Origin of the sequence: Erysipelothrix larvae, from assembly GCF_001545095.1 — a bacterium.
In the GTDB taxonomy this organism is placed as follows: Bacteria; Bacillota_I; Bacilli_A; order Erysipelotrichales; family Erysipelotrichaceae; genus Erysipelothrix; species Erysipelothrix larvae.
The window spans coordinates 1472936-1486158 of sequence record NZ_CP013213.1 but is presented as its reverse complement, the minus strand read 5'-3'; the positions used below and the strand labels follow the sequence as shown (position 1 = coordinate 1486158).

The 13223-nt window shown below is 35.0% G+C and carries 11 protein-coding genes; 8 read left to right on the top strand and 3 right to left on the bottom strand.

The genetic code is table 11. The features are described 5' to 3' along the window. Positions 1–422: 422 nt before the first annotated feature. From AOC36_RS06915 to AOC36_RS06890, 6 genes are all read left to right on the top strand, one after another. Positions 423–2162: a leucine-rich repeat domain-containing protein gene (locus tag AOC36_RS06915; RefSeq protein WP_067632759.1), complete on the top strand. Its 1740-nt coding sequence runs from the start codon at positions 423–425 to the stop codon at positions 2160–2162. After that, entirely contained in the window at positions 2149–3255 is a 1107-nt protein-coding gene (locus AOC36_RS06910; RefSeq protein ID WP_067632757.1) for an RCC1 domain-containing protein, read from the top strand. The genes AOC36_RS06915 and AOC36_RS06910 overlap by 14 nt, the downstream gene beginning before the upstream one ends. Further along, positions 3255–4367, top strand: a complete 1113-nt coding sequence (locus AOC36_RS06905) for a hypothetical protein (RefSeq protein WP_067632755.1) — start codon at positions 3255–3257, stop codon at positions 4365–4367. The genes AOC36_RS06910 and AOC36_RS06905 overlap by 1 nt, the downstream gene beginning before the upstream one ends. Positions 4368–4388: 21 nt before the next feature. Next, positions 4389–6200, top strand: a complete 1812-nt coding sequence (locus AOC36_RS06900; RefSeq protein WP_067632753.1) for a leucine-rich repeat domain-containing protein — start codon at positions 4389–4391, stop codon at positions 6198–6200. Between the two features lie 318 nt (positions 6201–6518). Next, entirely contained in the window at positions 6519–6827 is a 309-nt protein-coding gene (locus AOC36_RS06895; RefSeq protein WP_157777158.1) for a hypothetical protein, read from the top strand. A gap of 485 nt (positions 6828–7312) precedes the next feature. Next, positions 7313–8686: an ATP-binding protein gene (locus tag AOC36_RS06890; RefSeq protein ID WP_067632749.1), complete on the top strand. Its 1374-nt coding sequence runs from the start codon at positions 7313–7315 to the stop codon at positions 8684–8686. Positions 8687–8706: 20 nt separating this feature from the next. Here AOC36_RS06890 and AOC36_RS06885 read toward each other — a convergent pair whose 3' ends face one another. From AOC36_RS06885 to tpx, 3 genes are all read right to left on the bottom strand, one after another. Then, a complete protein-coding gene (locus AOC36_RS06885; RefSeq protein ID WP_067632748.1) occupies positions 8707–9075 on the bottom strand; it encodes a hypothetical protein in 369 nt (122 codons plus the stop codon). After that, a complete protein-coding gene (locus AOC36_RS06880; protein WP_067632746.1) occupies positions 9056–10429 on the bottom strand; it encodes a Y-family DNA polymerase in 1374 nt (457 codons plus the stop codon). The genes AOC36_RS06885 and AOC36_RS06880 overlap by 20 nt, the downstream gene beginning before the upstream one ends. Positions 10430–10686: 257 nt before the next feature. Continuing rightward, entirely contained in the window at positions 10687–11172 is a 486-nt protein-coding gene (gene tpx, locus AOC36_RS06875) for a thiol peroxidase (RefSeq protein WP_067632744.1), read from the bottom strand. 122 nt (positions 11173–11294) lie between these two features. Between tpx and rlmD the strand changes: the two genes are divergently transcribed. After that, entirely contained in the window at positions 11295–12668 is a 1374-nt protein-coding gene (gene rlmD, locus AOC36_RS06870; RefSeq protein ID WP_067632742.1) for a 23S rRNA (uracil(1939)-C(5))-methyltransferase RlmD, read from the top strand. Positions 12669–12989: 321 nt separating this feature from the next. Beyond that, on the top strand, positions 12990–13193 hold the full coding sequence (locus AOC36_RS06865) for a helix-turn-helix domain-containing protein (protein ID WP_067632740.1): 204 nt from the start codon (positions 12990–12992) through the stop codon (positions 13191–13193). Positions 13194–13223: the final 30 nt, after the last annotated feature.

The following is a 13223-nucleotide window of genomic DNA, read 5'->3' as shown; positions in this document are numbered from 1 at the left end:
GTTTACATATTTTTGGATAATACATAAATAATATAAGCAATTAGGTAAATAATGAACGATAAATACATGTGGAATAAATTATATTGACACTATAATCGCTCCATTCGTATATCGTTATTAAGGTGTATATTTTTAGAGTAAAGGACGTGTAAAACCTAGTAAATAATTATTATTTTATGAATCAATGACACCGTTTAGTTATAAAAATAATTAATTGACTTTCGTTAAATTATATGCAAAACTATGATTATGGAATGAACTGTGTTTTGTTTAAAAAGTGTTATTAATTGATGTAATAATTGAATTTGAATGATAATAGAGGGTTTAATAAATACACTGAGTTAAGCGCTTACAAGAGTTGAAAGTTATAGAATTGACACTTTTTTTGCAAGTCATTGCTTCATGAGAAGAGGATGGGAAATATGTCGAAAATTGAGATTACCAGTCATGGGAGTTTTGCGTATAGTTATTATAGAGAGGCCATAAGAATTCAACGTTACGTTGAAGGTAATGATCCAAAAAAAGTAGTAGAAAAAGTTATCGTTCCTGAAGTGATAGATGGATACCCCGTGACACATATATGTAAAAATGCTTTTGAGAATGCTTTAGTTAAGGAGGTTATACTTCCTGATACAGTTACGCACATCGAAAATAAAGCTTTTTATCAGTGTAGTAATTTGGAGCAAATTTATTTATCAGAGAGTCTACTGGAAATTGGTAGTTCTGCATTTGCTGAATCTGGATTAAAGGAGATAGTGGTACCTGGAGGCGTCAGTTCATTATATAGAACTTTTTCGAATTGTCAAAGTCTGGAGTCGGTAATGTTCGAAGATGGCCTCGTACAATTAGGAGTAGAGGTATGTCTTAATTGTGTTAAGTTGCGAGAGGTTATCCTTCCGCAATCACTAGAAACTATTTCGAAACTTGCTTTTTCGAGTTGTGTTTCACTTACTGAAATTATTATACCGGATTCTGTTATTGAAATTGGTAATTCAGTATTTAGAGATTGTAAATCTCTTAAGAATGTCACATTGCCTAACAAACTTGAAGTTATTAGTGATCATTTATTTTATTATTGTGAATCGATCGAGGAAATCAAGATACCAGATAATGTCAAAACAATCAGCGATTATTCATTTGCCCTATGTAGTGCACTGATTCAAATTGAATTAGGGAATCAATTAGAATATATTTGCTTTGCTTCTTTTTATCAATGTTCTTCTCTAAAAGAGATTATAATACCAGATAATGTCCATGAGATTGGATATAGAGCATTTCAAGAATGTAAAAGTCTTCACACTGTAATCCTTCCAACATCACTCTCTCACATTTATCGAAGTGCGTTTATTGGCTGTGAATGTCTCAATTTTATTTCAATTCCAAGTAAGGTAAAAAGCATTGATATTGAAGCATTTGATACCTCGATTCAATTTGGAAATGTTGACCAGATTCTTAACAAGAAAGTAAAGGAGCAGTTGAGTACACCAGTTGAAACCATAGTTGGTAACCAAGTAATAATGACACAGGAAAGGGCACAAGATTTCCGTTCTGAAAAGCATCCCAACGTAACAGCTTTAGTATATAGCGAAAATGTAAAAAAACTAGGTGTGAATTATCAAAACAGCATGGAGGTAAAATGGGTAAAGAAATTAACGCTGGAAAATGAGCAAATTAAGTTTGACATCGAACCATTTGAGCCATATAGAGAATTAGAACTTGTTGTGTTTAAATCCTTCAATGGACTAAAATCTACTTGCTTTGAGAATGCAGTTGATTTCATCGTAGAATGTGATAGCGAAAACATTGATGATCACAAACACAGTTTATCACCGAGAAGTGAGATAAATCTGATTAAAAATCTTTATAATAATGAACAAATAAATATCTTTAGGTCATTATATCAAAAAGAAGGGTTTCGTCAATTTGATGTAAATGAGAAATCGTTTTTCTTGTTAATTGAGGATATAATATTCGGTGATGGAGGTGGCTTCATTGGTTCAATGAGTGAGTTTGGCATGTTGCCCGATGAGCACATAGATTATTTCATTGAATATTCAAAGAATCTCCTGAATCCAAATGCTTTGGTAAGTTTAATGCAACATAAACATAGAAATAAATTGACAGGTATAAATAAAGAGGAGATCAATCATGGAAATGTATAATTCCCTTGAAATGTATTGCTCAGATTATGAAGCGCTTGAGATTGAGCGATTAATTAAACTCGGATTCTTAGGAGAAACGGGAAGGATTGAGAAAATCGGTTTTGACGCATCTAAGTATTCGATTTTCTTACAAAATGCAGGTTACGAAGATTTAAGTTATGTGTTCAGCGATAGCTATATGTATAAACTCTTCCCTTTAGCAGTATTCTTGTTGGAAGTGGATGATTTTTATGCTTCCCCTTACATCTCATCGTATTTATATGGTTTCCCTGCTGAGAAAATAACAGATTCACAGGAAAGTATGCCAAAATATATTCAAAATGCCATTATTGGTGACTTTGACCAAGAATTCGATGAGAAGGACGTAAAGAAAAAATCCTTCGGTGCTGTTCATGAGGTTGTATTACTAAAGAATGGGAAACTTATCGGAAGAGGAAGCAATATTAATGGCCAAATTTACTATTTAGACGAGTTCGAAGACGTAGTAGATATATCGTGTGGACAATTTAATACTGTGGTCCTTCAATCTGATGGGAGTGTCGTTGTCACTGGGAGAGTAGGAACCAACTGGAGAATGCCAGTTTCATTTAATAAACTTTTTGTTCCAAGCCTTTCCAAGAATTTTCTAGCAAGTTATTCTGATAAGAGTCCCTACTTCTACAAAGTAAGGATCGAAATGGATAAGGTTGGTAAAAGGAATAAACCTGCTATATTTACCGAGAATTCAGAGAATATAGGCTATTTTAAGACGACATTCAGAGGATTTAATACACACCTAATGAATATAGTTGATAACTACGATTATTGCATCAATAGACCTAAAAGGCTTAAGAATAAGAAATGGAAGGAAGACTATTTTGCACTTTCTTCTATGTCAAAAGTTTTACCTTTTCTTCTAGACAACAATGTTACAATTATCGAACATGAAACATGGACCGATATAAAGGCAATTTATACAGTAGATGATGGTGTATTGGGGGTAAATTCCAAGGGCGATTTATTTTTTGATGGTACAGCAGTAAATCTTCATAGAGTAAAGGAGATTTTAAAGTCAATTAACACCAATCAATTAGACGTTACAGGAGGGCTATAATGGTAGGGAAGCAATATATATTATCTCTAAAAAATGAATGTGTTTCTGAAAATATAGAGTTTATTAATCATCGAGAGGACCGAGTGTCATCGCGTTTTGCTCCAGGTCCATATCAACTTCAGTTTGACCATGATTTCGTCATTAATATACCAGAGTCAATGTACTATGATAAATCAAAATCTGATGATGGCTCTATAACTTTGGCTTCAACCATTGACGATACTGATAAATCTGCAGATATAATTCATTTTTTGAGTCCAATAGAATATGAAGCGAAGGATAGAGATCAAATTGAGGATGAATTGTATGATCGCCTTGAGTTAGAATCAAAAAGGGGAACAGATGAAGTCATAAAAGTTCGTCAACTCTATGGGGAAATAAAAGTCAGCTTTGTTATCTTAGATGATCATAGTGTTCCATTTGCATTTCATGTCTCTAATAAGCTTTATCAAGGAACTATTGTGCTAAACAGTATCAAGTACAAGGATATCCTTGAAGTAATGGAGCGTTGGATCTCATCCGCATCAATTGTTAAGGAAGAGAATAACGCAATCAACTCATTCACTGCAATCATTAAATCAATGAAGCGTGATAATGATTTTTGCAATCTCGATGATCATTTAAAGATTCCTTTACTAAACGGATTTGATTCTTACAATAACATTGCATTGGAAGATAATCAAAGCAGCAAAACTACGTATCCTTTTGTAATGATTCAATCTGATTTTACTGGCACGCTTTCATCAATCACCCAGCTTAGTAAATTGGTTTGTGTGGTTTTTAATCCCGAATATGTTAGTGACTACATAAGACGAACTCCTTCGTATAAACCTCTTCCATATAAGAACGAGAAATTGATTCGAGATTTCATTATAAGTTTAAGACAATCTTACTATGCCCTTGACGTTATTGTCGTTGAAAACAATGAACTTAAATTTCATATTATGTCTGATTTGAAACGAAAAAGAGGCATAAACATAGTGATTGAATCCAATGACTTTGCATACGTGGTGTTTGTGAATCTTGAGGGAGTGGTTGAAAGAAATGAAATGATATCATTTATAAAAGAATGGTTAATGAGAATTGAAGTAGTTAAGACTCACTACTCATAATTAAAGAAAGGTAAAACTAGAATGTTATTTTGGAAGAAAGATAAGAGCAATGCTAAAGACTTCAATTACGATAATAATGGTAAGATGATTTCTATTCTAGGCTACAAAGGGAGCAAAAAAGATGGGAAATTAGTTATCCCGAGTAAGATTGAAGGATTACCTGTTGAAGAAATTGGAGAAGAAGCTTTCAGAGAAAGTAATTTTAGCGAAATCGTGCTTCCTAGCACACTAAGAATAATACGTCAAAGTGCATTTGAGAGTTGTAGTAAGCTGATTTCAATGATAATTCCAAATTCGGTCAAGCAGATCGACTCTTCCGCATTTTGCTTTTGCAAAAGTTTAGAGTCAATCGTTTTTCCTGATGGATTGCAAGAAATCAGTAGCGATATGTGTAAATTTGACGACGCGTTAAGAAAAGTGATTTTACCTGATAGTATAACTGCAATTCATTGGGGAGCATTTAATTACTGTTTTGATCTTGATGAGGTTAGACTTCCAGTAAATATTCAACATCTTGGAAATGATGCGTTTGACAGTTTTACAGCATTCACGAACTCTAGTGAAATATCGCAGTTGGTTGTTACTAATGGTATTTCGGCATCAATTGTTGGTGCTGAGCATGTGGAAGCTGTTAACAGTATATTTGATAGAATTGATCACTCGTCGTATTCAAGAAATAAAACCATAAAATCAATCGTTATTACTGAGAAGACAAAGTTAGTAGAATATCAAAGTTTTATGCATTGTACTGCATTAGAACGTGTTGAAGTCATGGGTAAACACACAATTCTAAAAGAGAATTGCTTTTCAGAATGTAGAAATCTTGAAACCTTAATACTCGCTTCATTTACTAATATCACTGCAGATACACTAAAAAATTGCAATCCCAATATTATTTTCAAGGACTCTAGACCTCCAAATGAAGTGAGTCGACTTACTGAAAAACAAGAAATAAAATTACTTCGGCACATACTACAACAAAATGCATTGAATGTATTGAGATCCCTTTATCTTGATTATAATTTTAGCAAGCTATCAAAGGATGATCCTGAGCTTGTTAAAGTTATCAAGAAAGCCATCAAAGATAAGAAAATAGAATTCTTAGAGATTATGAATAAAGCAGGATATCTTGACGCACAAGTGATTGATGAGTATTTTGAATATGCAAAATCAGTGAAAGCGACAATCTCAGTCAACTATCTTTCTTCAAATACAGAAGCTGGAAAAGCACATGCTTCAACCAGCAAGAAGCGGTCAGAAAATAAGAGTGACATTGGTAATAATGATCAAAAGGAGACTGAAGCTCCTGAAATTATTGAAGAGGATACACTTGAGGATATTGAAGAGGATACACTTGAGGATATTGAAGAGGATACACTTGAGGATATTGAAGAGGATACACTTGAGGATATTGAAGAGGATACACTTGAGGATATTGAAGAGGATACACTTGAGGATATTGAAGAGGATACACTTGAGGATATTGAAGAGGATACACTTGAGGATATTGAAGAGGATACACTTGAGGATATTGAAGAGGATACACTTGAGGATATTGAAGAGGATACACTTGAGGATATTGAAGAGGATACACTTGAGGATATTGAAGAGGATACACTTGAGGATATTGAAGAGGATACACTTGAAGATATTGAAGAAGATACACTAGAGGATATTGAAGGGGATACACCTAAAGATATTGAAAAGGACTCACTTGAAAGTGGTAGGTCAAAATCAATCGATGAAGTTCAAAATGAAATGATAAACGATTATACGATCGTTAGAAATGTCAAGAAATCACGGGCAGTAAGAAGTTATGGAGTAAAAAAATGAAAGAAAACACCAAATACGTAATTGACCTTTCCCAACAAAAAAGAAGTCTTCAAGCTTACAGATAACTGGAAATATGATGAGTATGATGAATGAATTGATTCTTTTAATGATATTGGTGGAATCATTTCTGAATTGCAGGGAGTTTCAGATGGTGATAAAATACTGTATGTTAACCTTGAGTTTTGTGAAACCGCATACCATGCTATTGTGGCATTTAAAAGATTGGGATGATAATGACGATTTTGATCTTACGATGAATATGCTTGTTTCCTTGATGAACGAGTTTTTGTTGGTAAATCATATCAAGAACTCAAAGATATGGAAAATCATACAGAATATTATCAATATATTCCAGAGTATGCGTCATTTGACGATGATGAGGATCTATGTATGGATTCACAGTTCTCGAGTCTGTATGATGTATACACAGATAAGTTGGATGACTACATCACAATCATCAAAGATTTTGTCGTGAGTTATGCAAAATCGGTAATTGTGAGTGGTCGTGGCACTGAAGTTGAGATTGATGGAGTGAAATACAACGGTATCTTCTATCGTTTGAATAAACACGATGTGAGAACATTGATCGTTAATGAGAATAATGAATTTATAACGCTAGATGAATAAAACAGGTGACATTAGTTTCCTACAGAGAATAGATAATAAAGACTTCGCTCGTTTAGGAAGTCTTTTTTTGGATGATTGGTTTTTATTACACAAAAAAAGAGAAGAAGTCTTTCAAGTATTGGGAAGTTTACTCATTTGATTGGTATACTGACTATGATTTAAAATGTTAATCATTATTTCAATATCAAGAATTAAAGTACTCTGCTTGCATGCTAAGTTCAAAAGTGTTACTCAGTGATACATCATTTACTTGAATGTTCTCGTTTATCGATGAAACGAGTGAACATCCAATTCCTTTATTCCTTGTTAACCTTTGGGGATCATTTTACTTTTGAAACAAGCTATTGTTATTATCTATTATAATCGATGATGTTATTCCATTATAATAAATTGAAAATTGTAAATTATCAATGGTAGTATATGAATTGATATTTATACTACTTTAAAGTATAATAATCTAAAGTAGTATAAATGGAGGTGAGTCCATGTTTTTTGGAAGAGAAAACGAGTTAAAAGCACTCGAAAACATGCATGAACGAAACAATTTTCAAATGGCGGTTGTCTATGGAAGAAGGCGTATTGGGAAAACTGCGCTCATAAGTGAGTTTGTTAGTGATAAAAAATCAATCTATTTTTCTTGTGAAGAAGTAAATGACGCTCTTAATTTAGCTAAATTTTCGCAACAATTAGGTGAATTACTGGGAATAAGTGGGTTTCCACCTGTAGAAAACTGGGAAGTATTGTTTACAATCATTGCGGAGAACTTTGGTCATGAACACTTGGTTGTCGTGATTGATGAATATCCCTACGCTGCAAGCGCAAACCGTTCTTTGAATTCAACACTTCAGCATATCATCGACCATAAATTTAAAAATACAAATCTTTTTTTGATTCTATGTGGCTCTTCAGTAAGCTTTATGGAAAATCAGGTGTTGGGTGAAAAAAGCCCATTATTTGGACGAAGAACAGGACAAATAAAAGTGAATGCTTTGGATTATTATGATGCATCGAAGTTTTATCCAGACGTAAGTTTCGAGGATAAAATTCGCTATTATGCAACAATCGGTGGAACACCTTATTACTTATCAATGATTGATCCAAGCTTAACTTTTGAGGAGAATCTAAAGAATTTGTACTTTGTCATTAATGGTTATCTCTTTAATGAGGGAACACTCTTAATGAAACAGGAATTTAGAGAACCAGCTATATATAATTCTGTGCTACAAGCAATTGCGAGTGGTGCTGTCACATTAAGTGGTATTGCAGGCTTTACGAAACTTGAAACGAGCCTGATTTCAAAGTATCTCCTTACTTTACAAGAATTGAATTACATTGAGCGAATTATTCCATTTGGTTCAAATCCACTCAAAGGAAAGAAAAGCTACTATCACATAACAGAAAACTTTATCGCTTATTGGTATCGCACTATTTTTTCAATAAGAACTGAAATTGAACGTGGTCATGGTGATATTTACTGGCAGCATTCACTGAATAATCTCAGTGAGTTTATTGGGCCGATTTTTGAAGAAATCACGCGTCAATATCTAAGACGTGTTAACGCAAAGAATGGCTTGCCTTTTATTGCGAAAACATTTGGAAAATGGTGGGGGAAAGACAAAAAAGGCGATGTTCAAGAAATTGATATTATTGTTGAGTCCCTCGATGGAAAAAACCTAATAATAGGAGAGTGTAAGTGGACTAATTCATTAAAACTTAGCAAGACTTTACAAACACTGGATAAGCGTGCAACGTTGTTTAGTGATTACACAGTTCAAAAGATGCTCTTTACTAAGAATGCTGTTGAAACAGGAGACATCGATGTCAAGACCATTTCAATTTGTGACTACTTTAACCTTTAAAAATGCTTAAAACATCAATATTAATCCAGTTCTTGAATATGACGAATGAGTTCCCAAGCGAGTTCTTGACCATCAATATACAAGAATTCAGAGTCTGAAAACCCTTCGAATTTTCCAATTACGTTCTCGATAAGATGATCATCATGGTCTCGTATGTTCATTTGAATGGATACCTTTTTTGATTTTAGGAAAGCATGTTGAAGAACGTGATCGATTTCTTCCCGACTCATCTCAGGAAATTCATAGACTTCCTTTTTGGCATCTTTCTTGTTTGTGTCAATCACACTCACCAGTTCTGCTAACGCAAATGCAGTGCCCCATTTTAAGCCAAAGGGACGATCATGATAGTCATTATAATCCACAAAAAATTTAGGGCTTCTTTTTCTCATCTGCGTCTCCTTTCTCATCCAGTCCACTCATACCACCTGCATGACCACCCACCAGTTTACTACGGGCAATGGCACGTCCACCTCTTAATAGGCTACTGGTATACACAAGTTTAGTGAATCCGTATTTACTTCGTATCGTATCCACCACTTCATCAAGGTGATGTTCTTTATCTTTATCCTCAACAGATTCAAACAAGTTCAGCTGCTCTTGAAACGGAGATTCTAACTTTGTACAGTTGATTCCAATATTACGAACGACCTGGACATCATAGTACTTATTGAAAATTGAGAGGCAAGCTTGGTAAATTTTCTTACTGCTGTTTGTTGCCTCAACTTTAACTTGCTTCGCAAACCCCCGTTTCCCTTCGTCATCTAAATAACTCAAGGAATAACCTACCCAAAGGCTGACACTTTTACAGAGCTTATTTTCTTTGCGTAAGCGTGTTGCGACTTGGTCGCTCATTTCACGAATTACAATTTCAATTTCTTCTTTCGTATAATAGTCACGATTGAGGACTTGTGAGTTTCCAATCGATTCTGATTTGGGAGCATAGGGTTCACCTAAGAAGGTACGATCAATGCCCCAAGCATGTGCATAAAGCTGTGCGCCTAAGATTCCCATGCTTTTCTTAATCTTATAATAGTCGGTATGCGCTAATTCATACATCGATGTGATGCCTAAGTTATTGAGGCGTTTTTCAGTACGTCGACCAATCCCCCAACAATCGGTGAGTGATTTAATGTTCCAAATCTTATCGGGCACATCTTCATAACGCCATTCTGCTTTGAAGTCCTTGGTATGTTTGGCTTCATTATCTAAAGCAAGTTTAGCTAAGAGGGGATTATCCCCAATACCCACAGTTGTATAAATACCAGTTTCCTTATAGACCTTAATTTGAATGAGTTTCGCAAGTTCACGTGCATTGTTGCACTTAAAGTATTTTAAGGAACCTGTGACATCTAGGAAGGTCTCATCAACCGAATACACTTCAATGTTTGAGTCATCGACAAAGGTCCGATAGATGTTGTTGATTTGCTTGTTGATTTGCATGTAATAGTTCATGCGAGGCGGTGCAATAATCAAATCTTCAGGATAAGGGAAGGGCAGATCACGGGCTCTACTTACATTAGAGATGTTGTAGGCTTTCTTGGCTGCAGGACTGGATGCAAGGATGAGGCCACTTCCACGTTCGTTTTTATTATCACTGGGATAACTCATCACAACAAGTTTCACAGTCAGTGGATTTAACCCACGAGAAACCGCCTCACACGACGCATAAAAGCTCTTGCAATCGATGCACAAGATATCGCGCGAGGGTTCTTTATCATAATCAAAGACTAACGGTTGTTGCATGCTGTGGTCCTCCCTTCATGTACATCTTATTATAAGTCATTTGGTGTGGAAATTGGATATTATTATTTGGATAATTTTGTGAAAATTGATTGTGATTTCAGGGGGAATACAGTTACGAAAATGAGAAGGTTAATCAAACATCATCAAAACCATTTAACAAAAAAATCTTTGTATACAATGCACCTTGTGTTTTTTAAGGGTAAACCTTCAAGAGAATATAAAAAAGCTTCGATTATGTGTCGAAGCCTTTGTGATACCTATGCTTTACATGCATTAATTGCAGGTTCATAGTTTGGTTCAGTAGCCATTTCAGGAACAATCTCAACATAAGCAAGCTTGCCTTCTTCATCGACGACAAATACCGACCGTGCAAGAACTTCAAACTCAGGAATCCATAAACCATATGCATTGGCAAATGTTTTGTCATCATCATGGAGCATGAGTGCATCAACATTCTTTGTTGCACACCAACTCTTAAGATCATCTTGAGTATTATTTGAAATATTAATGATTTGTGTGTTTTCAAGGGATCCCGCAAGGTTGAAGAAATGAACCGTTTGTAGATCACAAACACGGGTATTAATATCAGGGAATACACTAATCAGTACTTTCTTTCCTAAAAAGTCATCCAATGATACTGTGTTATTGTTTAGGTCTTTTAAAGTAAACTTCGGTGCAACATCACCGACTTTAGGTTGCACACCTTCTACTTGAGTCGGGACACCTTTTCTTGTAATTTCCATTTTAACCATCCTCCTAATCTCATTATAGGTCATTTGGTTCTTTTATTCATTGAATTTGAACTTTAAAATCATAGAGTGTTCGTCATAAAAATGATAAAATGATACCAATGAGGTATTTAACAATGAAACATAAACGTGTGAGTAAAAATGAAATCCATGAAGTAGAGATTCTTGATTTAAGCTATGAAGCGTATGGTGTCGCGAAAATCGATGGTTTTACGGTATTTATCGAAAGTGTTTTACCCGGTGAGGTTGTTAAGGTTCGAATTGAACGTGTAGAGAAACGTTTTGCCTTTGGGAAGGTCTTAGAAGTACTTAAAGCATCCAAAGATAGAGTGGACCTTATTGACCCTTTAGGGACACGTATTGGTACAATGCCCCTTCAACATATGGCTTATGAAGCGCAACTTCAATTTAAACGTAAATTTGTCATCGATTGTTTCTCAAAAGTGATGCAGATTGACCAAGACATTGTGCTTTTTACACTGGGTATGGATCATCCATGGCACTATCGAAATAAAGCACAAATTCCTGTAAGAGAGATACAAGGACACCTTGAAACAGGGTTTTTTAAACGCAATTCACATGACCTTGTACCCATTGAGAACTATCACATCCAGGAACCTGAAATTGATGAAGCAATCCTTTCAATTCGAAACATTTTACGTGACTTAAATATCCGTGCTTATGATGAAGTAAACCACGAAGGCTGCATACGCCATATTATTGTGCGAAGGGGACATATAACAAAAGAGATGATGGTGATTCTTGTAACAAATGGGAAAACACTTCCCTATCGAGAAGCGCTTGTTCAAAGAATCCTAGAAGATTGTCCAAATGTAGTGAGTATTGTACAAAACATCAACGATCAAAAGACAAATGTTATCATGGGCAACACGTCCAATCTTCTATTTGGTGAAGATAAATACTATGATAAATTACTTGATAAAACCTTTGCGATTTCTTCACACTCTTTCTTCCAAGTAAACTCAAAACAAACAGAAGTCTTATATGCTAAAGCGCTTGAGCTTGCGAATATATCACACGATGACATCGTCATTGATGCATATTGTGGTATTGGCACAATTACACTATGTGCCTCTGATTTGGCACACACAGTCTATGGTGTAGAGGTTGTGGAAGATGCTATCACAATGGCGAAATATAATGCATCACTGAATGCAATAACAAACACAGTATTTGAAGCAGGTAAGGCAGAAGTGGTTATGCAGAAATGGGTAAAACAAGGCATCAAACCCGATGTTATTATTGTAGATCCACCACGCAAAGGACTTGCAGAGAGTTTCATTGATGCAAGTATTGCAATGAAGCCAAAACGTCTTATATATGTAAGTTGTAATCCTGTAACCCTTGCAAAAGATGTAAAGAAATATACAGAACAAGGGTATGAATTAATCAGTGTTCAACCTGTGGATATGTTTCCGCATACGACGCACGTTGAGACGGTAGTATTGATGTCAAGGGTGGATAAGTGAGAGTGTTAAAAGATAAGTAAATAAAGGCTTTCCGTGATTTGAGGTCTGGTTCTAAGCCGGAAGGATAATCACGGTTTTTTAATTTGCGGGAACTAATCCAAGAATGGCAGAATGGAAGATTGAGTGGATAGATTGACTTTTGAGCTTGTGAGTTGATAGGATTGCTGGCAAAAACGTGGTGAGTTGATAAAATAGTTATCCTAATCCTAAATGATGCTTATAAAAGGACCTTTCAATAATGTAAGGTTTTCTTTCTATTTCGTTTAGTAATGTGTTATACTATTCTTAACTATATTTTATATCCTTGGAGGTGTGCGATTCATGGTGATTAGCTATGATAATCTTTGGAAACTCTTGATCGACAAGAAGATGAATAAAACTGATTTAAAAGATCAAGCCGGCATTACCTATAATATTATCGCTCGTCTCGGTAAAGGGGAATCGGTAAGCATGGAGAGCCTTTATAAAATCTGTAAAAGCCTCCAGTGTAATATCGGTGACATCATTGAGTTTAAGTTCGATTGACATCGTTTAAATAAAATGAAGGGGGCGAGC